This is a genomic window from Micromonospora sp. GCM10011541, from assembly GCF_042650725.1.
GTDB lineage: Bacteria > Actinomycetota > Actinomycetes > Mycobacteriales > Micromonosporaceae > Micromonospora > Micromonospora sicca.
In genome coordinates, this window is the sequence record NZ_JBHSBP010000025.1 from 146,998 (window position 1) to 173,171 (window position 26,174).

Here is a 26,174-nt window from a genome sequence, read left to right on the forward strand (position 1 = left end):
AGTCATCCGGTGTGGCGGAAATCCACTACGGACAGTCAGTTGAGTCGCTTCGGTGAGCGTCCGACTACGGCCGGACACAGGTCGGGCTCGCCACCGGCACCGGTTCCCCCACCGCCGTCGGCACCCCGGTGTCCGGGTCCACCCGGAAGATCCTGATCATGTCCGCCCGCTCGTCGGCAACGTAGAGGTGCTCCCCGGTCAGTGCGAAGTGCCGGGGCCACTCCCCGCCGGTGTCGACCTCGGCCAACAGCCGCGGCGACCCGTCGGCCACCGAGAAGACCGCGATCGTGCCGACCCCGCGGTTGCCGACGTAGAGGAAGCGGCCGTCCGGCCCGACGGCGACCTCGCTGGGCTGCACGTACCCGGTCCGCCCGCTGGCGTCCAGGCGCTCGCGCTGGTGCAGCGCGCCGTCGACGGTGAGGTCGTACCCGGTGACCGTCGCGGCCAGCTCGCCGACCAGCCAGCAGCGCCGTCCGTCGGGGTGCCGGGCCAGGTGCCGGGGCCCGGTCCCGGCCGGCGTACGCAGCCGCGGGGCCCGGGGCACCAGCCGGCCCGAAGCGACGTCGAGGTCGTACCGGTAGACCGAGTCGGTGCCCAGGTCGACGGCGAGCAGCGGCCCGGCGCCCGGGTCCGGCGAGACCATGTGGCAGTGCGCCTTCTCCTGCCGCTCCGGGTCCGGCCCGTGCCCCTCGTGGTGGACCAGGTCGCTGCGCTCCCCCGGCACGCCGTCAGCGTCGAGCGGGAAGACCGCCACGCTACCGCCGCCGTAGTTGGCCACGAAGAGGTGCCGCCCGCTCGGGGCGACCGCCAGGTGGCAGGGCTCGGCGCCCCCGGTCGGCTGGACCCCGAGCGGACTCAGGTCACCGTCCGGGGCGGCGCGGAACGCGCTGACCTGCCCCTCCGCCAGCTCGTTGACCGCGTACAGCACGGGCAGCGCCGGGTGCCGGACCAGGAACGACGGCGACGCGGTGACCACGGCGGTGCCCAGCGGGGTCAGCTCCCCCGACGCCGGATCGCGCCGGGCGGCGACGATCCCGGCCGCCCGGCCGCCGCTCTCCGCCGTGTAGCCACCGATGTGGACGATCGTCGCCTGCCCGGTCACCAAGCCCACCTTCCGCCGCTTCCTCCGTCGATCCAACCAGAGGCTTCCCGGGAAGCCGGCGGTTCAGCCCTGATTCCCGGGACCAAATCGGCGGCCGGGCGCGGCCCGCCGGGTCAGGCCACCGGCACCGGCTCGCCGCGCTGCCGGGCGACGTGCTCGACCAACGAGATCAGCACCAGCTTCCCGGACTGCCGGTCCCGGACGTCGCAGAGCACCAGCGGCACGTCCGGGTCGAGGTCGAGGGCGTCGCGCACCGACTCCAGGCTGAACCGGCGGGCCCCGTCGAAACAGTTCACCCCCACCACGAACGGGATGCCGCGCTGCTCGAAATAGTCGATCGACGGGAAGCAGTCGGCCAGCCGACGGGTGTCCGCGAGCACCACGGCGCCGAGGGCCCCGAAGGCCAGCTCGTCCCAGAGGAACCAGAACCGGTCCTGGCCGGGGGTGCCGAAGAGGTAGACCTGCAGGTCCTCGTTGATGGTGATCCGGCCGAAGTCCATCGCCACCGTGGTGGTCGACTTCTGCTCCACACCGGAGACGTCGTCGGTGCCGATGCCGGCCCCGGTCAGCACCTCCTCGGTCTGCAGCGGCCGGACCTCGCTCAACGCGCTCACCAGCGTCGTCTTGCCGGCCCCGAAGCCACCCGCGATGAGGATCTTCAGGGCCAACGGGATCCGCTGACCGGACCCCTCCCGGTCATAGGGCACGGAGTCCATTGACCACCGCCTTGAGGATGTTGTCGTCGGGCAGGTGTGCGGCGGTCGGCGGCCGGTGCACCGCGACCAGGCCGCGGGCGAGGAGGTCGCCGAGCAGCACCCGGACCACGCCGACGGCGAGGTCCAGGTCCGCGGCGAGGTCGGCCACGGCGACCGGCCGGCGGGCCAGCTCGACGAGCCGTCGGTGCTCCGGCTGCAGCCCGGGGTGCCCGGCGGCGTCGGCCGTCGGCGCGGCCAGCACGAACGCCACCAGGTCGAAGCCCTCGACCGCGGGTCGGACCCGGCCGCCGGTGAGGGTGTACGGGCGGACCACCGGACCCGCGGCGGCGTCCAGCCACTCGTGCTGCGGCCCCGGCGACTCAGCCCGCATCGGCCGCACCCAACGCCGTCCGGGGCGGGGCGGTGAGGTTCTCGCCGACCCGGATGACCAGCATCGCCATCTCGTACGCCACCAGGCCGATATCGGCGTCGGCGTCACTGACCACCGCCAGGCAGGCGCCCTGCCCGGCGGCGGTGACGAACAGGTACGCGGACTCCATCTCCACCACGGTCTGCCGCACCGCGCCGCCCGCCAGGTGCCGGGTGGCCCCCTTGGCCAGGCTGGAGAAGCCGGAGGCCAGGGCGCAGAGGTGCTCGGCGTCACTGCGGCTCAGCTCGGCCGAGGCGCCGAGCAGGAGCCCGTCCGCCGACAGCACCACCGCCTGGCGGGCGGCGGGCACCCGCCCCACCAGCTTGTCGAGCAACCAGTCGAGATCGACGTTCTGCCTCGTCGTGTGCACCACTAGGCGTCCCTCTCCGTTGCGGTAGGCGGTTCCGGAGCCGGCGTCGGCGGGGCGGCGCCGGCCGCCGGATCGGAAGCGGTGTCGGCGGTCGGCGCGGCCGGATTCGCGGTCGCCCGCGCGCCGTCCCGGCGACCGCGGGCCGTGCCGGCCTGGAGCGCGGACATCGTCCGGCCGGCCTCCTCCGGCGGTCGGTGGGCCGGGGCGTCGGCGACCGCCGGCCGGGGACGCGCCGCCGGCCCGCGGCGACGGACCCGTCGGGGCAGGCCGTCGCCGTCCGGGGCGGCCTCGACCGAGGAGCCGCGGCCGGCGATGAAGGGCACCACCGGGGTGGCCGACTCGGGCCGTTCCCGGCCGGGCCGGGTGGACCTCGGCCGGGGCAGGGAGTTCAGCCGGGTCACCTTGGCCATCCGGCGGTCGTCGCCGGTCGCCGCCCCGGCCTCCGGGCCGGCCGGTCCCACGGCCGGCTCGTCCGTGACCAGGTCGGCCGGGATGAGCACCACCGCCGTGGTGCCGGCCGGGGTGGCCGGCCGGAGCTGGACCCGTACGCCGTGCCGGGCGGCGAGCCGGCTCACCACGAAGTGGCCGAGCCGGGCGCTGTCGGCCGGGTCGAACTCCGGCGACCGGGCCAGCTTGCGGTTGACGTCCTCGAGGACCCGCGGGGACATGCCCAGTCCCCGGTCGGTGATCTCGACGGCGTACCCGTTCGGCACGACCTGCCCGGAGACGTCGACCCGGGTGCCGGGCGGGGAGAAGACGGTGGCGTTCTCGATCAGCTCGGCGAGCAGGTGGATCACGTCACCGACGGCCCGGCCCAGCACGCCGGCCGGCTGCACCACACCGACGTCCACCCGGTCGTACGACTCGACCTCGGAGATCGCGCCGCGGATCACGTCGACCGCGGCGACCGGGTTGCGCCAACCCCGGCCGGGCGCCGCGCCGGCGAGGATGACCAGGTCCTCGGCGTGCCGCCGGAGCCGGGTGGCGAGGTGGTCGACCTGGAAGAGGCCGGCCAGCTCGTCCGGGTCCTCGGTGCGCCGCTCCAGCCGGTCCAGCAGCGCCAGCTGCCGGTGCACCAGCCCCTGGCTGCGGCGGGCGAGGTTGAGGAAGACCTCGTTGAGGCCCCGGCGCAGGGTGACCTCGTCGACCGCGGCCTGGACGGCGGTCCGGCGCACCTCGTTGAAGGCGTGCCCCACCTGGCCGATCTCGTCGCCGCCGTGGTCCAGCTCGGGCGCCTCCCGGGCGACGTCGACCTCCTCGCCGCGGCGCAGCCGGGCGACCACGTCGGGCAGCCGGTGCTCGGCCATCTCCAGGGCGGCGGTACGGACGCCGGTCAGCCGGCCGGCCAGCGACCGGCCGACGCGGAGCGCGACCAGCACGCAGGCCACGACGGCGAGCAGACCGAGCACCCCGGCGGCGGCCAGCCGGACCAGGATGCCGATCGCCATCGGCACCGAGCGTTCGGCCAGCTTGTCGGCCCCGCTCAGCTCGAAGGCCCGCAGCCCCTGCTGCACTGCGGCCTGGCTGGACTCCCAGCTGCGGACGTCGAGCCGGGGCGGCAGGCCGTCGGCGCGGATCAGCGCGTCCTGCAGGGCGCTCAGCCGGACGAAGGCCTCTCCCTCGGTCAGCCGCCGGTACGCGGCCCGTTCCGGCGCGGGCAGGTCGGCCACTGCGGCCTCGGCCAGGAACCGCTGGTTGTCGATGGTCCGGACGAGCTGGTCGTGCTCGCCCTCGGCGAACCGGCCGGCGGTCAGCGCGCCGGCCAGCAGCGCGTCGCCCTGGCCGAGCAGTTCCCGGGAGCGGCCGAGCGCGGTGAGCGCCAGCGCCTGCCGGTTGAGTTCGGTGTCCGGCAGCATGGCCATGGCGGAGAACGCCTGGAAGGCCGAGGAGATCATCCCGCTGTAGAGGCCGACCGCGCCGGACCGGTCCACCTTCCGGCCGTCGATGAAGCCCCGGCCGGCGGGCAGCGCGTCCAGCGCGGCGACCAGTTGGTCGAGCCGGGTGTCGAGCAGGTCGTCGGCGGCGTCGCGCAGGTCGTCCCCGGCCACCCGGCGGCGCAGCTCGGCGACGGCCCGGTCGGTGCGCAGCCGCTGCTCGGCCAGGGCGGGCAGCGTGGTGTCGCCGGCGAGTTGGACCACCGAGAGCCGGCGTTCCCGTTGCAGCTCGGCGACGACGGCCTCGCCGGGGCGGCCGAGATCGTAGAGAAGGGTGCGGGCGGCGAGCAGGTCGAGGGCGGGGCCGAAGGTCAGCGTGGTGGCGAAGATCCAGAGCGCCAGCAGCGCGGTCACCGGGCCGATGACCAGCGCGGTCAACTTGGCGCGGATCGGCCAGTCGCGGGTGTTCAATCAGACCTCGCCCGGAAGGTGTCGCAGGGGTGGCGCCGGCGCCGGCCGGGCGTGCCACCCGGCGACGGCGCCGGGCCCCGGCTCGGGCACCTTCGGCAGGATACGTAATCCCCGGCGGATGCACTACCGGCCGTCTCGCCGATCACTACTGTCCGGGATGCTCCGCTGTGGACACCGTTCGCAGGCGAGCGCCCCGCCGGACGGACCGGCGGGGCGCTCGTGGCCGGCGTGGGGGTCAGGCGTTGACCGAGATGCCGAGGCCGTCGGCGACCCGGCGGCCGTACGCCCCCCGGTAGGAATCGTCGGCCTCGCGCAGGCCCGCCACTGAGGACGGCTCAAAGTTGATGCGCGGGCCGCCGCCCCGATTGTCCACGTGGTACGACATCTGGCCACCGTCCTGGTTGGTGCTGACCTGGACGTCCTCCCGCGGTGCGTTGATCGGCAGCCGGAGGTGGTTCGGGCCGACCCGGTAGCGCTGGGTGTCCGAGTAGGAGAACGTCGGGCCGACCAGCATCTTGTCGTCGGAGAGGTCCAGCCCGTCCACCAGCACGCCGGTGCCGAGAGCGATCTGCTCGTTCTCGTTGTGGAAGTTGGTGCCGTTGCGGTTGAGCGTCGTCACGCCGACCGGGCGCAGCGGGAAGACGTCCTCCGGCCAGGTCTTGGTGTCGTCCAGCGGGTCGAAGTCCAGCTCCGGGGATGCGCTCGCGGTCGAAGTGGCTGATCTTCTCCAGGGAGTGGTAGTGCTCCAGCGTCGCCGGGCCGCGTGAGCCGACCGTCCGCTGCTGCTGGTTGTTGTGGACCGGGTGGCCCTGACGGGTGGTGAGGATCGGCTTCCCGGCCTGGTCGCTCATCGCTCTCCTCCTGATCGGCCGCCCGGCTCGAACCGGGCGGGGCCGCCGGCCGGGGCGATCCGGCGCAGCAGTCGGCGTCACGCGCAGCCTGGGCGCACGGAGGCGTTCGGCGTCGGACTCGACCGGCATCACCCCCAAGGGCGTTTTTTGGAATGAGTCAAGTTTGTGGGACGGGTGGTCGGGTGGGCCTCGCCATACCCGGCGAGGGCCCGGGCGGGCGATCGGCCAGGAAAGTCCCCCGGATCGGGATTGGCGATCAGTGGGCGGAGGGAATACCAGCGGGCGAAGGAGGAGCCATGTCGCCCACGCAGGTAGTCGTCACAGTCATCGTCGTGTTGGTGCTCGCGGCGCTGGCCGCGGTCGCCGTGCTGGCGGCCCGCCGCCGCTCGCTCCGGCAGCGCTTCGGCCCCGAGTACGACCGGGTGGTCGCCGAGCGGGACAGCCGCAGCGCGGCCGAGCGGGAGCTGCGGGACCGGGAGCGCCGGCACGCCGAACTCGAACTCACCCCGCTGGAGCCCGAGTCCCGGGCCCGGTACGCGGCCGCCTGGGAGGAGCTCCAGGTCCGCTTCGTCGATTCCCCGGCCGAGACCGTGGGCGACGCCGACGAGCTGGTCAGCCGGCTGATCGCCGAGCGTGGGTACCCCACCGGGGACTTCTCCGACCAGATCGCCCATCTCTCCGTCGAGCACGCCCGCACCCTGACCCACTACCGGGACGCCCACGAGATCCGGCTGCGCACCGAGCGCGGCGAGACCAGCACCGAGGAGCTCCGCCAGGCGGTCGTGCACTACCGGGCCCTCTTCGCCGATCTGCTCGGCGAGGACCCGGTCGGGCACCAGCCGCCGGCGCAGCGCCGCCCCGACCACCCGCACGACGCCACGAGCCGCTGAGGAGGCTGCCGCGATGCGCCAGGAAGAGCAGCAGGTCACGAACGACCACCCCGAGGCCGTACGATCCGCGCCGGTCGCGGTGCCGCCGCCGGGCGATGACGCCCCGCACGGCGACCGGCCCGACCGGGCAGGGCGGGCCGACGTACCCGAGGACGCGCTGGACGACCGGGGCACCTTCGACGACCCGGCCGTGGCCGGCGCCCGGGACCCGGACGGCGAGGCGGCCGACACCGACCGGGCCGGCCGACCCGAGTTCCACGAGCCGGCGCCGCTGCCCACCGCCTTCGGGGCGACCACCGTCAGTGACGCGGTGGCCGCCTCGGCGATGGCCAGCGGCCGGCCGGAGGACGAACGGGACCCGCGCGGCGAGGACACCGCCCGGCCGGGCGACGGCGCCCCGGGGCGGACCGACGCGTTCGACGACGAGCGGGCCGACCCGACGGCCGGCGACCGGCTGCACGACCCAGACCGGTGGGCGGCCGCGCATCCGAGCGACCGGGACGACGCGGTGGCCGCCGGCGCGGCGGGCTACGGCCGCGCCGAGCCGACGATGGTCGACCCGGACAGCGGCACCGCGGCGGCCGGCGCCGCCGCCGGGGCGGGCCTCGCCGGGGCGGTCCGGCCGGCCCCGGGCGCCGTGCCGGCGGACGCCGCCACGCTCTTCGAACCGGAGACCGCCGAGGGCTTCCGGACCCGCTGGCGGGACGTCCAGCTCCGCTTCGTGGACGACCCGCGGGCCGCGGTCGGCGAGGCGCAGTCGCTGGTCGAGGAGGCCATCGAAGCCCTCTCCGCGGCGCTGCAAGCGCAGAAGACCAAGCTGGGCGGCTGGCAGGACGCCGGCTCGGCCGACACCGAGCAGCTCCGCATCGCCGTCCGCGGCTACCGGGACTTCCTCGACCGCGTCCTCGGCCGCTGAGCGGCACCCGCCCCGGCCGGTCACCGGCCGGGGCGCCGCCGTCTCGCGGTTCGGCCTGGTCAGGCTCTTCGACTCGGCGGCCGAGATCGACAAGGCCCATGGGGTGCGGATCAACCTCTGGGCCGGGCGGTGATGCTCGTCTTCGGCCTCCTGATGGTCCTCTGGCAGTGGCTGCGCCCGGCGGAGCCGCCGGCCACCGGGGAGGCCCGGGAGATCTGACCTTCCCGGCATGGCCCGGTCCGGACGGGGTACGCGAGACGAGGGAACGCGTCTGCGGACAGGAGGGCAGCAGCATGAGCGATCGTGACCGACCGCTGGAGGAGAGCCCCGAGGTGGCCGCCGCGGTGGACGACGACAGCACGGTGCCGCAGCTGAGAACCGGTGGCGGCGCCGACCGGGACAATCCGGTCTTCACCGAGCCCGACGGCGCGGTGCCCGACACCGGATCCCCGGACCTCCTCGGTGACCCGTACGCGGCGGGCACCGGGGCCACCGGAACCGGCACCGGCGCGGGTGGGGACAACATCCGTACCGGCGCGGAGCAGCCGTGGGAACCGGAGGACCTGGTGATGGCCCGGGGCCAGGACCTCACCCCGGAGAACCTGGAGCGGGCCCGCCGGGACCTGGCCGAGCTAGGCCGGGCCGCGATCGAGAAGACCGTCCCCTGAGCACGTTCCGGGTGTCCGAAACGAGCCGACCCGGGCGGAGGACACGGCGGGGCCCCTGGCCCGACCGGTGGACGGTCGGATCAGGGGCCCGGGGAACCTGCCGCTGGTGGTGCCTCACTCCCGCCGCGGCGGGTGGGCCTGCCGGTGGGTCAGGACAGCGGCGGGTAGGCGTTGCGCTTGAGCTCCCGGAACTGAGCCGGGAACCAGGCGCCGGAGATCGGCGCGTTCGGCAGGGCGCCGCTCATCTGTTGCCGGCGGTCGGGCCGGAAGTTGCTGTCCCAGCCGATCCAGCCGTGGCGCGCGGCGTCGATGTAGTTGTAGACGTTGCCGATCGCGCCCAGCTTGGCCAGGGAAGGTCACCAGCCCGCCCGCGACCAGGACGCTCGCACCGGTCAGCGCGATCGCCCGCTTTCGGCCGGACAGCCTTCTCCACACATTCATGCCACTGATCTCCTTCGGCGGGACCGGATCGGCGTACGGCCCGGCGGAACGGCCCGTTGGACGTCCGGCGCGGACGGCCGGCGGCGCCACGGGATTTCTTCGGGGGTGCCCGACCCGGCCGGGCGTGGTGGTGCGCGACCGGCGTGGGGACCGTCGGTCGGCTGGTCGGATGTCGCCCGGCGAACCGGGTGCCCTCGACACCTGACGTCGGCTCCCCCAACCGCCTCCAGCAATTCTTGAATGAGAGCGCTTCCATAGTAATGGCTCGATGATCGCCGCAACCGTAAGGGGCGAACCACCCTGCGGGGACGGGGCGGCACAGCGGGGTCGGATCGCCGCAGGCCGACCGAGCAGGGCAGGGCCCGGCGGATTGAGGAATCTCCGCACCCAGTGAGGCCGCAGCCGCCCGGGCGGCACGGAAGGTCACCCCGCGTCCCTAACCCCGGCACAAGCCGCGTAGCACTCCTATGCCCCGTTTCGTCAATAAACTCTAGAACACGAATCTTTCCTCGGATAAGTCACGAAACGGGCTAACGTCGGTCGTAGCTCGACTGTCGTCGGGATCAGGACAAACAGGGATGGAGTGACGCAGGTCATGGGAAAGAAGATGCTCGGGAAGGTCGTTGCGGGTGCCGCTCTCGGCGGCGCGTCCCTGCTGCTGTTTTCGCCCGGGGCGGCGTACGCGGCCGGACACGCGTACACGGGCAACGTCGTGGCCAAGCCGCAGGTCAGTCTTCTTGAGTTCTGCCCTGGGGACCACGGGGACTGGGACAACAAGGACTGGGACCGCAAGGACTGGGACAACAAGGACCACGACGGCAAGGACTGGGACCGCAAGGACGAGGATCGCAAGGACTGGGACAACAAGGACCACGACGGCAAGGACCACGACCGCAAGGACGAGGACCGCAAGGACGAGAAGAACAAGCACGACGACGGCAAGGACGAGAAGAACAAGCACGACGACGGCAAGGACGAGAAGAACAAGCACGACGACGGCAAGGACGAGAAGAACAAGTACGACGACGGCAAGGACGAGAAGAACAAGCACGACGACGGCAAGGACGAGAAGAACAAGCACGACGAGACCTGGCAGTCGGGGTCCGGCGGCCAAGGCGGGGGCATGGCCGACGACCAGTCGAACGAGGACCGCAACAACCGCGACAACAAGGACCACGACGGCAAGGACCGCGACCGCAAGGACGAGGACCGCAAGGACGAGAACAACAAGCACGACGACGGCAAGGGCGAGGACCGCAAGGACGAGAACAACAAGCACGACGACGGCAAGGGCGAGGACCGCAAGGACGAGAACAACAAGCACGACGACGGCAAGGGCGAGGACCGCGACAACAAGGACCACGACGGCAAGGACCGCGACCACAGGGACTGGGACAACAAGGACCAGGACCGTCGGGACCACGACGACCGGGACGGCTGCATGCCGCGTGGCCACGTCGACGGGGGTGACGGTGGCATGACCACCACCAGCCTCGACCGCGGCATGGCCGCCAGCGGGGTGGGCGTGATCGGCGCCGCCGCCCTGGGTGGCATGGTCCTGCTGCGTCGGCGTCGGGCCAATGACCTCGGCTGACACGACGGCGACACCGGCCGGCGGCCGTCACGGGAGACCGTGGCGCGCCGCCGGCGCGGCCGTCGTCGTCCTCCTCGCCATGGTGGGCGCCGGCCTGATCGGGGCGTCCGTGCGGACCGTGCCGCCGCCCCGCCCGCCCCAGCCGCTGGCCCAGGCCGGTCCCGGCGACCCGACCGCCGCCCAGGCCGGGCCGGGCGATCTGACCACCAGCGCCCCCGCCGCCGTCGACGGGACCCAGTCCGCCGACCAGGCGTCCGCCGCCGAGGAGGCGACGGACGCGCCGAACCCGGACCTCGCCCCCGTCGGCCTGGACCGGTCGAACCCGACGACCATCTCGATCCCGCGGATCGGGGTGGACGCCGAGATCATGTCGCTCGGCACCAACCCCGACGGCACGGTCCAGGTACCCCCGCTCGACCAGGCCCAGCTGGCCGGCTGGTACTCCCCTGGCGCCAGCCCGGGTGAGGTCGGCAACGCGGTGATCGTCGGCCACGTCGACTCGGCCAAGCTCGGGCCGGCCGTCTTCTTCAACCTCGGCGCGCTCCAGCGGGGGGACACCATCACGGTCGCCCGGGAGGACGGCCGGAGCGTCACCTTCGCCGTCGACGAGGTGAAGTCGTACCCGAAGACGGCGTTCCCCACGGAGCTGGTCTACGGCCCCAGCGACAAGCCGAGCCTGCGCGTGGTGACCTGCGGTGGGGTGTTCGACCAGAGCGCCGGCAGCTACCTGAACAACATCATCGTCCTCGCCACCATGACGCAGTGACGCGGACGCCCCGGCGCGGCCCGGTGGTCGGGTGACCGACCGACCGGACCGCGCCGGGGCATGTCCGGGTCAGGCGGCGGCCGAGGTCCGCACCAGGGTACGGATCTGCCGCAGCAGCACCGACAGGGCGGACAGGTCGGCCCGGGACTCGTCGAACTCCCCCATCGCCCGGTGCGCCCGGTGGATCGAGGTGGCGTTCGCCTGCTCCCACTCCTGCACCCGCTCGTGCGGCGGGAGGGTGTCCGGGGTGGACCCGAGGACCTCCGCGGTGAGCGCGGCCAGCGCGGCGTACAGGTCGTAGCGCAGCGCCATCCGGGCCAGCGTCTGCCAGCGGTCCTCCCGCGGCAGCAGCGAGATCTTCGACAGCAGGGCGTCCACCCGGAACCGGTCGGAGAGGACGAAGTAGACCGAGGCCACCTCGCCCACGTCCCGGCCGGCGGACCGGGCGGTCTCCACGACGTCGAGCAGGCCGAAGCTGTACATCAGCCGGGTCGCCTGCTCCGCCAGCTCGCGGGGCAGCCCCCGCGAGGTCAGCGAGTCCATGTGCGCCGCGATGGCCTCGCGCTCGCTGCCGTAGAAGAGGTTCTCCAGGCCGGGCAGCAGCCGGGCGACCCCGTCCCGCAGCCGGTCGATCTCCCCCGGCACGTCGATGGGCGAGCGCCGGTTGCTGACCAGCCAGCGCACCGCCCGGTCGAGCAGCCGCCGGGTGTCCAGGTAGACGCTGGTCTGCAGCTCGGGCGAGACCTTGTTGTCCAGGGCCTCCACCGCGTCCCAGAGCGCACCCAGGCCGAACACCTCGCGCACCACCACGTACGCCCGGAGCACGTCCGCCGCCGAGGCGGCCGTCTCCTCGACCACCCGGAAGACGAACGAGATGCCGCCCCGGTTGATCGCCTCGTTGACCAGCACGGTGGTGACGATGTCCCGGCGCAGCCGGTGCCGGCCCATCCGGTCGGCGAACCGCTCGCGCAACGGTGTCGGGAAGTAGTTGACCAGGACGTCGGTCGTCCACTCCTCGTCGGCCAGCCCGTCGGCCACGATCTCGCGTTCCAGCACGATCTTGACGTACGCCAGCAGCACCGCGAACTCCGGCGCGGTCAAGCCGTCCTCGGTCCGGACGGCCAGTTCCTCGTCCGGCGGGAGCGCCTCCAGCGCGCGGTCGAGCTGGCCGGACCGCTCCAGCTCGTTGAGCATCCGCCGGTGCACCGGGAGCAGCGAGGCGGCCTGCGCCTGGGCGTTGTTGATCGCCCGGGCCTGGTCGTAGTTGTCCCGCAGCACCAGCTCGGCGACCTCGTCGGTCATCTCGGCCAGCAGCCCGTCCCGCGCCTCCATGGTCAGCTCGCCGTCGGCGACCGCCGTGTTGAGCAGGATCTTGATGTTCACCTCGTGGTCCGAGGTGTCCACCCCGGCCGCGTTGTCGATGAAGTCGGTGTAGATCCGGCCGCCGTTCTGCGCGTACTCGATCCGGCCGTGCTGGGTGAAGCCCAGGTTGCCGCCCTCACCGACCACCCGGCAGCGCAGGCTCTTGCCGTCCACCCGGATCGCGTCGTTGGACTTGTCGCCCACCTCGGTGTTGGTCTGGCTGGACGCCTTCACGTAGGTGCCGATGCCGCCGTTCCAGAACAGGTCGACCGGCGCGGTGAGGATGGCGCGCATCAGCTCCTGCGGCGACAGTTGGTTGACGTCGTCGTCGAGGCCGAGCACCGCGCGCACCTGCGGGCTGACCGGGATCGACTTGGCGGTCCGCGAGTAGACGCCGCCGCCGGCCGAGATCAGCTCCGGGTTGTAGTCCTCCCAGGACGAACGGGGCAGGTCGAACAGCCGCTTCCGCTCGGCGTACGAGGTGGCGGCGTTGGGATCCGGGTCGAGGAAGATGTGCCGGTGGTCGAAGGCGGCCACCAGCCGGATGTGCTCCGACAGCAGCATCCCGTTGCCGAACACGTCGCCGGACATGTCGCCGACGCCGACCACGGTGAAGTCCTCGGTCTGGGTGTCGTGGCCCAGCTCGCGGAAGTGCCGCTTCACCGACTCCCACGCGCCCCGGGCGGTGATGCCCATCTTCTTGTGGTCGTACCCGGCGGAGCCGCCGGAGGCGAACGCGTCGCCCAGCCAGAAGTTGTGCGCGGTGGAGATCTCGTTGGCGATGTCGGAGAAGGTCGCCGTGCCCTTGTCCGCCGCCACCACCAGGTACGGGTCGTCCGCGTCGTGCCGGACCACGTCGTCGGGCGGGATGATCTCGCCGCCGACGATGTTGTCGGTGACGTCCAGCATCGCGCCGACGAACTCCTTGTAGCAGACCACCGCCTCGTCCCGGTCGCCCGGCTTCTGCTTCAGCACGAAGCCGCCCTTGGCGCCCACCGGCACGATCACGGTGTTCTTCACCATCTGCGCCTTGACCAGACCCAGCACCTCGGTGCGGAAGTCCTCCCGCCGGTCCGACCAGCGCAGCCCGCCCCGGGCCACCGGCCCGAACCGCAGGTGCACGCCCTCGAAACGCGGCGAGTAGACGAAGATCTCGAACTTCGGCCGCGGCGCCGGCAGGTCCGGAATGGCCTGCGGGTCCAGCTTGAACGCCACGTACGACTTGGGCCGCCCGCCGGCCGGCTTCTGGTAGAAGCTGGTCCGCAGGGTCGCCTGAATCAGCGTCAGGTACGACCGCAGGATGCGATCCTGGTCCAGGCTGGCCACGTCGTCCAGCGCCGCGCCGATCGCGGTGACCAGCTCGTCGCCGCGCTGCCGCCGCTCGTCCAGGGTGGTCGCGCCCGGGGCGAACCGGGCCTCGAAGAGCTCCACCAGCAGCTCGGTGATCCGCGGGTACGCGATGAAGGTCTGCTCCATGTACTCCTGGGAGAAGACGGTGCCGGCCTGGCGCAGGTACTTCGCGTACGCCCGCAGCACCACCACCTGCCGCCAGGTGAGCCCGGCGCGGAGCACCAGCTCGTTGAAGCCGTCCACCTCGGCCTCGCCCCGCCAGGCGGCCGCGAAGGCGTTCTCCACATGCGGGCGGACCTCGGCCAGCTCCTGGTGCGCCTCGGGCAGGCGGAGCCCGAAGTCGTAGAGGAAGACCCGACCGTCGATCCGGTCCACCTCGTACGGGTGCTCGTCGACCACCCGGACGCCGAGCGAGTGCAGCACCGGCAGCACGGCGGAGAGCATCATCGGCTCGCCGTACCGGTAGACCTTGAACCGGACGTCCATCGTCTCGTCGACGTCCGCGCCCGGCCGCCCCGGCCGCGGCGCGAGCTGCTTGCGGAACAGGTGCATCTCGAGCTGGCCGGGCTCCTCCAGCAGCTCGAGCTTGGCCAGGTCCTTCATCGCCTCGTACGGCGTGTGCCCGTCCTTGTAGCCCTCCGGGAACGCGTCGGCGTACCGGCTGAACAGGTGCTTTGCCTGCTCGTCGCCGAGCTTGCGCTCCAGCACCAGCCGGTAGTCGTCGTCCCAGAGCCGGGTCGCGTCGGCCAGCTCCTCGGCGAGCAGGTCGGCGTCGATGTCCCCGGGCGGGTTGGTCGGGTCGGTCCGGACGATGAAGTGCACCCGGGCGAGCATCGACTCGGTGACCCGGGTGGTGTAGTCCACCCCGACGCCGTTCAGCTCGCGCAGCAGGATGTCCTGCATGCGGAGCCGGTTCTGGGTGGTGAACCGGTCCCGGGGCAGGTAGATCAGGCAGGAGATGAACCGCCCGTACCCGTCCCGGCGCAGGAAGACCCGCAGCTGCCGGCGGCCGGCCATCCGCAGCACGCCGATCACCGCGTGGTACAAGTCGTCGGTCTTGATCTGGAACAGCTCGTCGCGCGGGTAGGTCTCCAGGATCTGCAGCAGGTCCTTGCCGGAGTGGCTGCGCTGGCTCAGCCCGGAGCGGTCGAGCACCTCGGCGACCTTGCGGCGGACCACCGGCAGCTCGCGGACGCTGGTCCGGTACGCCGCGGTGGAGAAGAGACCCAGGAAGCGTCGCTCCCCGACCACCTCGCCGGCGTCGTTGAAGATCTTGAAGCCGATGTAGTCCAGGTAGGCCGAGCGGTGCACGGTGGCCCGCGAGTTGGCCTTCGTGATGATCAGCAGGCGCTTCTCCAGCACCTTCTCGTGCGCCTCGGGGGTCATCGACGACAGCGCCCGGGCCTCCGGCGAGTCGGAGCGCAGGATGCCCAGCCCGGTCCCGAGCACGGCCTCCAGCGCCTGCCCGCCCTCCCCGCCGTCGGTGTCGACCAGCCGGTACTCGCGGTACCCGAGGAAGGTGAAGTGGTCGTGCGCCAGCCAGCGCAGCAGCTCCACCGAGTCGGTGATGTCCTTCTCCGGCACCGGCGGCCGGCTGTCGGAGGTCCGGGCGGCGGCCAGCTCGTCGGCGAGCGCGAGGGCTCGCTGCCGCATCTTGGGCCAGTCCTCCACGGCCTCCCGGACGTCGGTGAGCACCCGCTGCAATTCCCGGCGGAGCTTCTCCCGCTCGGCCGCGTCGCGCACCGGGTCGATCTCGATCCGCATCCAGCTCTCGACCAGGTCGCCGGCGATCGCGTCGTCCGGCTCGACGTCGGCCGACACCTCGGTCAACCGGCCGAGCGGCTCCCGGCGGACCACCACCAGCGGGTGGACCAGCAGGTGCACGTCGAGGTGGTGCGAGTTGAGCAGGGCGGTCACCGAGTCGACCAGGAACGGCATGTCGTCGGTGACGATCTCGATGACGGTGTGGTGCTGTTCGGCGTCCGGCTCGTGGATGCGCAGCTTCAACTCGCCGGGAACCCGCTGCTGGGCCAGGTCCCGGTGCGCCCGGGCCGCGTCGAGCATCTCCTCGGCAGTGAAGCCGATCAGCTCCTCGTCCGGCGCGAACCGCCAGAACCGGCCGACCAGGGTCGCCGCGTCGTGGTCGTCCCCGGCCAGGGCGACCGCCTGGGCCACCAGGCGCTCGGCGTTCGGTACCGGTTCGTCGAGCTCGGCGTCCTCCACGTCGTCGCCCAGCGCCCGTGCCGGCAGGCCCAGGTCGTAGAGGGTGTCGACGCTCGAACCGGTCATTCCGGTCACTCCTGTGTCGAGACGGTCGAAACCATCCCCGTCGGTCGCCGAATCGAAGCTGTCGTCCCGGCCGGTGTCAGCCTGCCGGAGGTCGGGTCCCGGTTTGATCGCCGGACGCCGGTCCATCGGTGCCACTCCCCTCGACCCACCGCGTTGTGGGTCACTCTGCCGCCCAGCCTAGGCCTGCCGCTCTGCCCGTTCGTCGGCGGACCACCGGCCGGACGTCCGGTTCGGGACTCTGTCCTTTCACCCGTTGCGGGTACGTGGTCGGCCGGTCGCGGAGTACCCCGGCTCGCGATGTTCATCACACTGCCACAGCGCGTCTTTCCGCACGTCGGAGCGGTGGCGGGGCAGTGGCGGAGCGCGGCCCGTACTAGCGTGCAGGGCAGTTTCGTACCGGAGGGACAGCTTCATGCTCGTGTCGTACCCCGTTGGTCGCCGCCGATCACAGCTCCGACCCGTCTTCGCGGCGGTGACCGCCGCCGTGCTCGCCGCCGGCGCGCTGGCCGGGTGCTCGGCCGAGGACGGCCCGGAGCACAGCGTCGACGCGTTCCTGGCCGGCTGGCGCTCCGGCGACCTGCACACGGTCGGCTTCATCGACGCGACCGGCGCCCGGGTGCCGGCGGCCGAGGTGACCAAGCAGATCCGGGCGCTCTGCGGGGAACTGGTGGACACCCCGCCGGCGGTGAAGCGCAAGGGCGACGCCAAGGTCACCGCGGACACCGCGACCGCCCAGGTGGAGGTCGTCTGGACGCTGCCGGGGCAGACCCGCTGGGCGTACGACCGGCCGGTACGCCTCAAGCGCGGCGGCGACGACCAGTGGCAGGTGATCTGGGAACCCACGCTGGTCCAGGAGCAACTGGAGGAGGGCGACCGGCTGGCGCTGCGCCGGGACGCCGCGCGCCGGGCCGCGGTGCTGGACGGCGCCGGCGCCCCGATCGTGGCGCCCCGGCGGGTGGTCCGGGTCGGCGTGCAGCCCGGCGAGGTCACCGACGTGCCGAAGCTGGTGCGGCAGCTCGACGCCGCGTTCAAGGCGATCCGGCCCGCGCTGGTGCCGCCGGTCGACCTGTCCGATCTGCCGAAACGCCTCGCCGAGGCCGAGCCGACCGCCCTGGTCGAGGTGGTGACCCTGCGCGAAGAGGCGTACCGGCAGATCAAGCCGCGGATCTACGACCTGCCGGGCACCAAGTTCCCGACCGACACGCTGGACCTGGCACCGACCCGGGAGTTCGCCCGCGCGCTGCTCGGCTCGGTCGACGCGGCGCAGGCCGACGACCTGAAGGCGCACCCCGACAAGTACGTCGCCGGCGACCTGGTCGGCCACGGCGGCCTCCAGGGCCGGTACGACGACCGCCTGCGCGGGGTTCCGGGGCTCACCGTCGTCATCGAGCGGCCCAAGCCCGGGGAGCGGGGGATGACGACCGGCCCGGAGGTGTTCCGCAGCGAGCCGAAGGCCGGCCAGCCGCTGAAGACCACCCTGGACGTGGCCACCCAGAACGCCGCCGACGCGGCGCTGCGCGGGGAGAAGCGGCGGTCGGCCCTGGTGGCGCTCCGGATCAGCGACGGCGCGGTGCTCGCCGCCGCCAACGGGCCCGGTCCGGCCGGGGAGAACCTCGCCTTCACCGCCCAGGTGCCGCCCGGCTCGACGTTCAAGACGGTCAGCGCGCTCGCCCTGCTGGACCGGGGCGCGGTGACCCCGCAGGCGACGGTCGCCTGCCCGAAGACGTTCGTGGTGGACGGCCGCCCGTTCAAGAACTCCGACAACTTCGAGCTGGGGGCGGTGCCGTTCAGCACCGACTTCGCGAAGTCCTGCAACACCGCCTTCACCTCGCTGGCCCCGAAGCTGGGCCCGGACGGGCTCGCCACCACCGGCCGTACCCTCGGCCTGGAGGCGAAGTGGGAGCTGGGCGCGGACGTCTTCACCGGCAAGGTCTCCACCGGCGGCTCCGCCACGGAGCAGGCCGCCGCGGCGATCGGCCAGGGCACCACCGTGGTCAGCCCGCTCGCGATGGCCGGCGCGACCGCCGCCGTGGCCCGGGGCCACTGGGAGCAGCCGAAGCTGGTGCTGGATCCGGCGGCGCAGCAGCCCGCAGCGGCGGGTCCGGCCCTCAAGGCGGAGTCCGTGGCGGCGCTGAAGACGATGCTGCGCGCGGTGGTCACCGCCGGGACGGCCAAGGCCCTCGCCGACGTTCCCGGCGAGCCGGTGTACGGCAAGACCGGCACCGCCGAGTACGACAACAACCCGGCGCACACCCACGCCTGGTTCGTCGGTTGGCAGGGGGATGTCGCGTTCGCGGTCTTCGTCGAGCAGGGCGGGTCGAGCACGGACAGCGCCGTGCCGATCAGCGAGCGTTTCCTCCGCGGCATCGCCGCCCGCTGACCGCCGGTGGCCTCGGCTCCCCGCCGAGGCCACCAGGTCCGGCGGGCACTGGTCGCGCACCGGAGCCTGCCGACGCAGGCAGGGACCGCTGACCGAGTAACCGGGCTCCCCGCGGCGTGGGTCGGGTCAGGCGATCCCGGCGCTGGGCCCGGGGGAAGCGTCGTCGCCCGGCTCGGACGCGGGCTCCGCCTCGGGCGACGTCCGGCGCACCGGCACGGGCCCGGCCGAGGCGGGCGGTTCCACCGGTTCCCGGCCCGCGACGGCCTCCTCCTCGGGCGGGGCGACGCGGCGTAGCAGCCCGGGTCCCGCCGAGGCCCGCGGCCCCACCGGCTCCGGACCGGCCGACTGGATCGGCGGGGCGTCGTCCGTGGACGTGGCGTCCTCGGCGACCGGACCGATCGGCTCGACCGCCACCGCGGGAGCCGGCGTGACCACCGGTGCCGGGGCCACCGGCCGGCTCGGCTGGGGACGCCCGTTGCCCCGCCTCGGGGACGGTGGCGCCGGGGTGGCCGGCAGCAGCCGCGGCGGCATCGCGGCCGGCGCGGAGACCGGCGCCAACCCGGACACCACGGTGTTGACGATCTCCGCCGCGTACGAGCCGTCGGGATCGTAGTCCGGGTCGAAGACGGTCAGCTCGACGCCGAGGCAGTGCGGGGTGTCGACGAGGCCGGCGAGCAGGATCTCCAGCTCGGCGAAGGCGATGCCGCCCGGGTCCGGGGCGTCCACCGCCGGCATCACCGCCGGGTCCAGCACGTCCACGTCGATGTGCACCCAGTAGCCGGCGCAGTCGGCGAGCTGCTCGTGTGCCCACTGCGCGGTCCGCGCGGCGCCCTCGGCGCGCAGCGCCGGCACCGGCCGGGTGGTGATCCCGGCGGCCTGGAGGTCCAGGCGATATTCGTCCTGCGCCCGGATGCCGAGGACCACCACGTCGATGTCCCGGAAGTAGGGGCGGCGTCCCTCGATGGCGGCCAGGTCGGCCTGCCCCCGGCCGGTGACCAGAGCGAGGTCCTCCCCCGCCGCGGCCCCCACGTAGGAGGCGTTGCCGGGGTGCCGGAAGTCGGAGTGCCCGTCCACGAAGACCAGCCCGATCCGGCCGCCGACCGCCTCGCCGAGCCGATGCATGGCGAGCGCGGAACCGAGCAGCACCGAGCAGTCCCCGCCGAGCACCAGCGGGAACTCCCCCCGGTCGATGATCGCGCCGATCCGGTCGGCGAGTGCCACCGAGTACCCGGAGATCTCCGAGGCGTGGCAGACGCCGTCGCCGGGGCGCCAGTCGCCGGGGTCGTACCGGGGCGAGGTGAGGCAGCCGGCGTCCCGGGCCCGCAGCCGGGCGAGCAGGCCGTGGTCGCGCAGTGCGCCGGGCGCCTTGGCGCAGCCGGGGGCGGAGGTGGCGGTGGGTGGGCGCAACCCCAGGTTGGTCGGCGCGTCGAGGACGGCGATCCGGCGCATCATGGGCTCCCGTCCTCGGTGGTCGGGCGGGCCGGCCGGAACGCCGGCCCGCGCTGGCGTGCTACGAACTCAGAACAGGGCGCTGGCCAGGGCCCGGCGGGCCGAGGCCACGGCGGGATCCTCCGGGCCGGCGATGGTGAACAGGCTGACCAGGTGCTGGCGTACCTTCTCCCGGTCGTCACCGGCGGTCCGGCGGACCAGGCCGACCAGCCGCTTGTAGGCCTGCTCGGCCAGGCCGCTGAGCACCTCGATGTCGGCGGCGAGGAGCTGGGCCTCGACGTCGTCGGGGGCGCCCTCGGCGGCGGTGAGCGCGGCCTGCGGGTCGGCGCCGCCGACCCGGCGGGCCAGTCCGACCTGGGCGAGCCCGGCCTCGGCCGCGGCGTCCGCCGGCGACTCCGCCAGGATCTTCTTGTACGCCCGCTCGGCGGCGTCCAGGTCGCCGCTCATCAGCGCGTCGTCGGCCTCGTCGAGGCGGGGGTCCTCCGGCTCGGCCACGGTGACGCCACCGGCCTTCAGCACGGCGGAGATCCACTGCCGGAGCTGGGCCTCCGGCACCACCCCGGAGAAGGCGTCGATCGGCTGCCCGCCGACCACCGCGTAGACCATCGGGATGCCCTGCACCCGGAACATCTGGGCGATCCGGGGGTTGGCGTCCACGTCCACCTTGGCCAGCACCCACGCGCCGGCGCCCTCGGCGGCCAGCCGCTCCAGCACCGGGGAAAGCTGCTTGCACGGCTCGCACCACTCGGCCCAGAAGTCCACCACCACGGGGGTGCTGAGCGAACGCTCCAGCACCTCCGTCTGGAAGGTCTCCTCGGTCACGTCGATCACGGCGGCTCCGCCGCCGGCGGCGGGAGCGCCGGGAAGGCCGGCGGGCGGCCTGGACTGGGCCGGGGCGGTGGGACGGGCGGGGGCAGGGGTGCTCGGTGTGCCGCGCAGCGCGCTGAGGTCGACCGCGCCGCGGGTGAAGATCGACGAGGTGATCCGTGGGTCGCTCATGGTTGTCTAGTCTCGCACGTGTCCGGCTGAACTCAGATCAACCGCGACGGCGACAGTTGCGGTTCTCACCCTGCTCACCGCCCCTCTCACCCCCACCCCCGCCACCCCCTCGCGATCTTGCACTTTCCGCCCCGGCAAATGCGACATATGCCGCATCATGCGGGCCCCAAGTGCAAGATCGCGCGGGGGCTGGGTGGGTGGGTGGGGGTGGGTTAGAAGCGGGCGGGTTCGCGGTAGATGCCCCACTCGGCGCGGAGCGCGTCGCAGATCTCGCCCAGGGTGGCTTCGGCGCGGATCGCCTCGAGCATGGCCGGGATCATGTTCTCGTCGGTACGGCTGACCTCGACCATGCGGGCGACGGCGGCCTTGACCGCGGTCTCGTCGCGGGCGGCCTTGCGCTCGGCCAGCACCCGACGCTGCTCCAACTCCACCTCGTGCGAGATGCGCAGGATCTCCAGGTCCTTGGAAACCGTGCCGGTGTGGCAGTTGACCCCGACGATCCTCTTGTCACCCTTCTCCAGCGCCTGCTGGTAGACGAAGGCCGACTCGGCGATGTGGCCGGTGAACCAGCCGTCCTCGATGCCGCGCAGGATGCCCGAGGTCATCGGACCGATCTTGTGCGGGCCCTCGCCACCGAGCTGCCGGATCCGGGCGAAGATCTCCTCCGCCTCGGCCTCGATCTTGTCGGTGAGCGCCTCGACGTACCACGACCCGCCGAGCGGGTCGGCCACGTTGGTCACCCCGGTCTCCTCCATCAGCACCTGCTGGGTACGCAGGGCGATCTCGGCCGACTCGTCGGTGGGCAGGGCGAGGGTCTCGTCGAGGGCGTTGGTGTGCAGCGAGTTGGTCCCGCCGAGCACCGCGGCGAGCGCCTCGACGGCCGTCCGCACCACGTTGTTGACCGGCTGCTGGGCGGTCAGCGACACCCCGGCGGTCTGGGTGTGGAACCGCAACCAGAGGGCCTTCTCGCTGGTGGCGCCGTAGACGTCGCGCAGCCAGCGGGCCCAGATCCGGCGGGCGGCCCGGAACTTGGCGATCTCCTCGAAGAAGTCCACATGGGAGTCGAAGAAGAAGCTCAGCCCAGGGGCGAAGACGTTGACATCCAGCCCGCGCGACAGCCCCAGCTCGACGTAGCCGAACCCGTCGGCCAGGGTGTACGCCAGTTCCTGCGCGGCGGTCGAGCCGGCCTCCCGGATGTGGTACCCGGAGACCGACAGCGGCTTGTACCGCGGGATCTCCCGGGCGCAGTACTCCATCAGGTCGCCGATCAGGCGCAGGTGCGGCTCCGGGTCGAAGAGCCACTCCTTCTGCGCGATGTACTCCTTGAAGATGTCCGTCTGCAACGTGCCGTCCAGGGTGGACAGGTCGGCGCCCTGCCGCTCGGCGGCGACCAGGTACATGCAGAAGACCGGCACGGCCGGGCCGGAGATGGTCATCGAGGTGGTGACGCCGGCCAGGTCGATGCCGCCGAAGAGCACCTCCATGTCGGCGGCCGAGTCGATGGCCACGCCGCAGTGGCCGACCTCGCCGAGCGCCTGCGGGTCGTCGGAGTCGCGGCCCATCAGCGTCGGCATGTCGAACGCGACCGAGAGCCCGCCGCCGCCCGCGCCGAGGATCATCTTGTAGCGCTCGTTGGTCTGCTGGGCGTTGCCGAACCCGGCGAACTGCCGGATCGTCCAGGTCCGCCCGCGGTAGCCGGTGGGGTGCAGCCCCCGGGTGTACGGGAACTCGCCCGGCCAGCCGATCCGCTCGAAGCCCGGGTACGCGCTGCCCTCCGGCGGGCCGTACACCGGGTCCACGGTCATCCCGGAGAGCGTGGTGAAGTCCGCGTCCCGCTTGCGCGCGGCGTCGTAGCGGGCCTGCCAGCGTGCCCGTCCGGCGGCGATCTCGTCGGCGTTCATCCGCGGAGCTCCTCCTCGAGTCCTCGACTGAAGACCGAGTGTAGAACGGCTGCCTGAACGATCGCTAAGGATGTTCGTACCGGCCGGTAACCTGACCGGCCGGTACGCACCCGTGCGGTTACTCCGGTGAGCCCGAGTTCTGCTGTCGTCGGTACTGCTCGACCGGGAGGCCGCCCCGTCCCCAGTTCTCGGTGTCGACCTCGTCGATCACCACGAAGGTCGAGTCCAACGGCTTGTTCAGGACGTCGAGCAGCAGTTCGCTCACCCCCTTGATGAGGGCGGCCTTCTCCTCGGCGGTCGCCGCGGACGCACCGGGCGTGCTGCCCTCCCGGGTGATCTGGATGGTGACGATCGGCATCGGCGTGATCCTTTCTGCGGGTTGCGGTGGGGTCAGTGACCGGCGTTCTGGCCACCGTCGACGTGCAGGATCTCGCCGGTGACGAAGGGCGCCGACTCGAGGTAGACGACGGCGTCGACAATGTCGCTGGTCTCGCCCATCCGGCCGACCGGGTGCAGACCGGCGAGCGCCGCGTGGGTCTCGACCGGGTGCATCGGGGTCTTGATGACGCCGGGCGCGACGGCGTTGACCCGGACGCCCCGGCTCGCGTACTCGATCGCCAGGGACTTGGTCGCGGAGCTGAGGCCACCCTTGGTCAACGACGCCAGCACGGACGGGACGTTGGAGTTGGCATTGTCCACGAGGCTGGTGGTGATGGTGACGATGTGTCCGGCGCCGGTGGCCAGCAGGTGCGGCAGGGCGCGCCGGGTGAGGTGGAAGAACCCGGCGAGGTTGATCCCGGTGGCCAAGTCGTACTCCTCCTCGGTGTAGTCGGTGAACGGCTTGGCGATGAAGACGCCCGCGTTGTTGACCAGGGTGTCGATGCGGCCGAAGCGCTCCAGGGCGGCGTTGATCACCCGCTCCGCGGTGTCGGCGTCGGCGATGTCGCCCCGGACGGTGACGATCTCCGGGTCGCCGGCGTCGCCGATCGAGCGCGAGGTCGCCACGACGCCGTACCCGAGCTTGCGGTACGCCGCCACGAGGCCGGCGCCGATGCCCTGCGACGCCCCGGTGATCACGGCGACCTTCTGTCCCTGCGTGCTGCTCATGACGTTCCTCTTCCTGACTGGCCGAAGCCCTGTTGGCCGGGGCCTGACTGCCCAGTAGACGACTGGTCGACAAAAAGCTAGCCGACCGGTCATGTATCGTCAAAGGCATGGGACGGACGAGTGACGCGCGGAACAAGATCCTCGGTGCGGCCACGACGCTGCTGGAACAGCGCGGATATTCGGCGCTGGGCGTGGCGGAGATCTGCACCACGGCGAGCGTGCCCAAGGGCAGCTTCTACTACTTCTTCGAGTCCAAGCAGGCGCTGGCGCTCACCGTCATCGACGAACACTGGGCGAGCCAGCGGCGGCAGTGGGTCGAACTGCTCAGCAGCGACCGCGACCCGCTGCGGCGCCTACGGGACCTGTTCCAGGCCACCGAGGCGGTGCAACGCGCCGGGCAGCGGAAGGGCGGCCTGGTCGTCGGTTGCCTCTTCGGCAACCTCGCGCTGGAGCTCAGCAACCAGGCCGAGGAGATCCGCAGCCGGCTCCAGGAGATCTTCGAGGCCCAGATCGACCTCATCGAGCAGGTGATCGTCGAGGCGAAGGACCTGGGGCAGGCCGGCGCGTCGGTCGACGCCCACGAAGCCGCGCGGTCCATGGTCGCCCAGATCGAGGGACGCGCGCTGCTCGCGAAGCTGCTCAACGATCCGGCCCAGCTCGAGACGCTGTGGCGGAACAGCCTGGACCTCCTCCAGGTGCCACCGCAGGTTCGGGCGGCACTGGACTGAACGGACCGGCGCTGACCACGACCCACCCGGTCGACGTGGGCGCCGCGGGCAGCCTCAGGCCGACGGGACCGCCGGACCGCCCAGGGCCACGTCGTCGACCCGGATGTTGATCTCGTCGACCCGCAGCCCGTACGCCTCGACGGCCGCCGTCACCGCGGACCGCACCGCGTCGGTCACCTCCGGCACCGGGCGGCCGGCGGAGATCACCAGCACCAGGTTGACCACCGCCGCGCCGTTCGTGACGTGCGCCGAGCAGCCCCTCGTCGCGTCGCCCACCTGGTCCAGCCCGACCTTGTCGAGCACCGCGTTGAAGAACCGGGCCACGTCCCCACCCAGCTCGGCCACCCCGGGCACCGACTTCGCGGCGGCCACCGCGATCTTCTCCACCACCTCGTGGGAGACGTGGGTCGTACCGCCCGCCACCGCGTCCGGCGTCACCGACAACTCCTGGGTCGCCTCGTCAGCCATGCTCTTCCCCCACCACACACGCGCGCACCGCCCCACGGCCGTGAGGCGGTGCGAGCGTACTAGTCGACCGGGGTCCGGAGTGGACGGGTCAGGCGCCGAGCTGGGCCAGCAGTTCGTCCGCGGCGGCGTACGGGTCGATCGCGCCGTCGGCCACCTTGGCGGCGAGCGTCGGCAGCTCCGTACCGTCGCGCAGGGAGCCGATCCGGTTGCGGAGGACGCCCAGCGCGATGGCCTCGACCTCGGCGGCGGCCCGCGCCTCCCGGCGGCGGCGCAGCTCGTCGTGCTGCTCCAGCCAGCCACGGTGCTTGTCGATGGCGGCGGCGATGTCGTCGATTCCCTCGGCCCGCGCGGCGATGGCTCGCACCACCTGCGGCCGCCACTCCCCCGGCCCGCGCTCGCCCAGGGCGATCATGCCCTGGATGTCGCGGACGGTGGCGTCGGCGCCGTCCCGGTCGGCCTTGTTGACCACGAAGACGTCCGCGATCTCCAGGATGCCGGCCTTCACCGCCTGGATCGCGTCGCCCATGCCCGGGGCGAGCAGCACCAGCGTGGTGTCGGCCAGCGAGGCCACCTCCACCTCGGCCTGCCCGACGCCGACGGTCTCCACCAGCACCACGTCGCAGCCGGCGCCCTCCAGCACCCGGACCGCCTGCGGGGTCGCCGCGGAGAGGCCGCCGAGGTGGCCCCGGCTGGACATCGAGCGGATGTAGACGCCCGGGTCGGTCGCGTGGTCCTGCATCCGGACCCGGTCGCCCAGGATCGCCCCGCCGGTGAACGGGCTGGACGGGTCGATGGCCAGCACGCCGACCCGGTGGCCGCGCGCCCGCAGCGCCCGGACCAGCTCGTTCGTGGTGGTCGACTTGCCCACCCCCGGGGACCCGGTCAGGCCCACCACCTGGGCCTGACCGGCGTACGGCGCGAGGGCCGCCGCGACCTGCGGCAGCACCTCGTCGCCGGACTCGACCAGGGTGATCAGCCGGGCCACCGCGCGCGGGTCACCCGCGCGGGCCCGCTCCACCAGCATCGGTACGTCCCGGCTGCGGCGCACCGATCCGGTGGCCGCCGGGGCGTTC

21 protein-coding genes and 2 pseudogenes are annotated in these 26,174 nt (G+C 72.9%); 7 read left to right on the top strand and 16 right to left on the bottom strand.

Features of this window, described 5'->3' with window-relative positions; translation table 11 throughout:
- Positions 1-64 precede the first annotated feature (64 nt).
- The 7 genes and pseudogenes from ACFOYX_RS10385 to ACFOYX_RS10415 all read right to left on the bottom strand — a co-directional run.
- Positions 65-1,102, bottom strand: coding sequence for a lactonase family protein (locus ACFOYX_RS10385; protein WP_322443630.1), 1,038 nt, complete (start codon positions 1,100-1,102; stop codon positions 65-67).
- A gap of 113 nt (positions 1,103-1,215) precedes the next feature.
- Entirely contained in the window at positions 1,216-1,818 is a 603-nt protein-coding gene (locus ACFOYX_RS10390) for an ATP/GTP-binding protein (RefSeq protein WP_322443631.1), read from the bottom strand.
- Positions 1,799-2,188: a DUF742 domain-containing protein gene (locus ACFOYX_RS10395; protein WP_109805829.1), complete on the bottom strand. Its 390-nt coding sequence runs from the start codon at positions 2,186-2,188 to the stop codon at positions 1,799-1,801. The genes ACFOYX_RS10390 and ACFOYX_RS10395 overlap by 20 nt, the downstream gene beginning before the upstream one ends.
- Positions 2,178-2,600: a roadblock/LC7 domain-containing protein gene (locus ACFOYX_RS10400; RefSeq protein WP_322443632.1), complete on the bottom strand. Its 423-nt coding sequence runs from the start codon at positions 2,598-2,600 to the stop codon at positions 2,178-2,180. Before ACFOYX_RS10400 ends, ACFOYX_RS10395 begins: the two co-directional genes overlap by 11 nt.
- Positions 2,600-4,942 carry a nitrate- and nitrite sensing domain-containing protein gene (locus ACFOYX_RS10405; protein ID WP_322443633.1) on the bottom strand — a complete coding sequence of 781 codons (2,343 nt, stop codon included), beginning with the start codon at positions 4,940-4,942 and terminating at the stop codon, positions 2,600-2,602. Before ACFOYX_RS10405 ends, ACFOYX_RS10400 begins: the two co-directional genes overlap by 1 nt.
- A gap of 235 nt (positions 4,943-5,177) precedes the next feature.
- Complete coding sequence (locus ACFOYX_RS10410; protein WP_322443643.1) at positions 5,178-5,630, bottom strand: catalase; 453 nt, start codon at positions 5,628-5,630, stop codon at positions 5,178-5,180.
- A 61-nt stretch (positions 5,631-5,691) separates the two neighbouring features.
- Positions 5,692-5,922: pseudogene (locus ACFOYX_RS10415) on the bottom strand (hypothetical protein); the annotation flags it as partial.
- Between the two features lie 167 nt (positions 5,923-6,089).
- On the opposite strand from ACFOYX_RS10415, the gene ACFOYX_RS10420 reads away from it, so the two are divergent.
- From ACFOYX_RS10420 to ACFOYX_RS10430, 3 genes are all read left to right on the top strand, one after another.
- On the top strand, positions 6,090-6,683 hold the full coding sequence (locus tag ACFOYX_RS10420) for a hypothetical protein (protein ID WP_109805806.1): 594 nt from the start codon (positions 6,090-6,092) through the stop codon (positions 6,681-6,683).
- A gap of 13 nt (positions 6,684-6,696) precedes the next feature.
- Complete coding sequence (locus ACFOYX_RS10425; RefSeq protein ID WP_322443634.1) at positions 6,697-7,599, top strand: hypothetical protein; 903 nt, start codon at positions 6,697-6,699, stop codon at positions 7,597-7,599.
- A gap of 293 nt (positions 7,600-7,892) precedes the next feature.
- Complete coding sequence (locus ACFOYX_RS10430; RefSeq protein WP_109805804.1) at positions 7,893-8,267, top strand: hypothetical protein; 375 nt, start codon at positions 7,893-7,895, stop codon at positions 8,265-8,267.
- A 149-nt stretch (positions 8,268-8,416) separates the two neighbouring features.
- Here the strand turns inward: ACFOYX_RS10430 and ACFOYX_RS10435 are convergent.
- A pseudogene (locus ACFOYX_RS10435) lies at positions 8,417-8,620 on the bottom strand (glycoside hydrolase family 6 protein); the annotation flags it as partial.
- Positions 8,621-9,303: 683 nt separating this feature from the next.
- Between ACFOYX_RS10435 and ACFOYX_RS10440 the strand changes: the two are divergent.
- Both ACFOYX_RS10440 and ACFOYX_RS10445 read left to right on the top strand, forming a co-directional pair.
- Positions 9,304-10,302, top strand: a complete 999-nt coding sequence (locus ACFOYX_RS10440) for a hypothetical protein (RefSeq protein ID WP_322443635.1) — start codon at positions 9,304-9,306, stop codon at positions 10,300-10,302.
- Positions 10,289-11,068, top strand: coding sequence for a class F sortase (locus ACFOYX_RS10445; RefSeq protein WP_322443636.1), 780 nt, complete (start codon positions 10,289-10,291; stop codon positions 11,066-11,068). Before ACFOYX_RS10440 ends, ACFOYX_RS10445 begins: the two co-directional genes overlap by 14 nt.
- Before the next feature lie 69 nt (positions 11,069-11,137).
- Here the strand turns inward: ACFOYX_RS10445 and ACFOYX_RS10450 are convergent, their stop codons facing one another.
- Positions 11,138-16,195 (bottom strand): NAD-glutamate dehydrogenase, encoded by a 5,058-nt coding sequence (locus ACFOYX_RS10450; protein WP_322443637.1) that lies wholly within the window; start codon positions 16,193-16,195, stop codon positions 11,138-11,140.
- Positions 16,196-16,481: 286 nt separating this feature from the next.
- On the opposite strand from ACFOYX_RS10450, the gene ACFOYX_RS10455 reads away from it, so the two are divergent.
- On the top strand, positions 16,482-18,449 hold the full coding sequence (locus tag ACFOYX_RS10455) for a penicillin-binding transpeptidase domain-containing protein (protein WP_322443638.1): 1,968 nt from the start codon (positions 16,482-16,484) through the stop codon (positions 18,447-18,449).
- Between the two features lie 126 nt (positions 18,450-18,575).
- Here ACFOYX_RS10455 and ACFOYX_RS10460 read toward each other — a convergent pair whose 3' ends face one another.
- The 5 genes from ACFOYX_RS10460 to ACFOYX_RS10480 form a co-directional block, all read right to left on the bottom strand.
- Positions 18,576-19,901, bottom strand: a complete 1,326-nt coding sequence (locus ACFOYX_RS10460) for an arginase family protein (protein WP_322443639.1) — start codon at positions 19,899-19,901, stop codon at positions 18,576-18,578.
- Positions 19,902-19,967: 66 nt separating this feature from the next.
- The gene (locus ACFOYX_RS10465) at positions 19,968-20,897 is read right to left on the bottom strand and encodes a tetratricopeptide repeat protein (RefSeq protein ID WP_322443640.1); all 930 of its coding nucleotides are present in this window, start codon (positions 20,895-20,897) and stop codon (positions 19,968-19,970) included.
- Positions 20,898-21,109: 212 nt separating this feature from the next.
- Complete coding sequence (locus tag ACFOYX_RS10470; protein WP_109804294.1) at positions 21,110-22,798, bottom strand: methylmalonyl-CoA mutase; 1,689 nt, start codon at positions 22,796-22,798, stop codon at positions 21,110-21,112.
- A 118-nt stretch (positions 22,799-22,916) separates the two neighbouring features.
- The gene (locus tag ACFOYX_RS10475; protein WP_109804293.1) at positions 22,917-23,156 is read right to left on the bottom strand and encodes a 4-oxalocrotonate tautomerase family protein; all 240 of its coding nucleotides are present in this window, start codon (positions 23,154-23,156) and stop codon (positions 22,917-22,919) included.
- A 32-nt stretch (positions 23,157-23,188) separates the two neighbouring features.
- Positions 23,189-23,905, bottom strand: coding sequence for an SDR family oxidoreductase (locus ACFOYX_RS10480; RefSeq protein ID WP_322443916.1), 717 nt, complete (start codon positions 23,903-23,905; stop codon positions 23,189-23,191).
- 107 nt (positions 23,906-24,012) lie between these two features.
- Between ACFOYX_RS10480 and ACFOYX_RS10485 the strand changes: the two genes are divergently transcribed.
- A complete protein-coding gene (locus ACFOYX_RS10485; protein ID WP_322443915.1) occupies positions 24,013-24,633 on the top strand; it encodes a TetR family transcriptional regulator C-terminal domain-containing protein in 621 nt (206 codons plus the stop codon).
- A gap of 54 nt (positions 24,634-24,687) precedes the next feature.
- On the opposite strand, the gene ACFOYX_RS10490 is transcribed toward ACFOYX_RS10485, so the two are convergent.
- Positions 24,688-25,101, bottom strand: a complete 414-nt coding sequence (locus ACFOYX_RS10490; protein WP_322443914.1) for an Asp23/Gls24 family envelope stress response protein — start codon at positions 25,099-25,101, stop codon at positions 24,688-24,690.
- 88 nt (positions 25,102-25,189) lie between these two features.
- Positions 25,190-26,125 carry a methylmalonyl Co-A mutase-associated GTPase MeaB gene (gene meaB, locus ACFOYX_RS10495; protein ID WP_322443918.1) on the bottom strand — a complete coding sequence of 312 codons (936 nt, stop codon included), beginning with the start codon at positions 26,123-26,125 and terminating at the stop codon, positions 25,190-25,192.
- Positions 26,126-26,174: the final 49 nt, after the last annotated feature.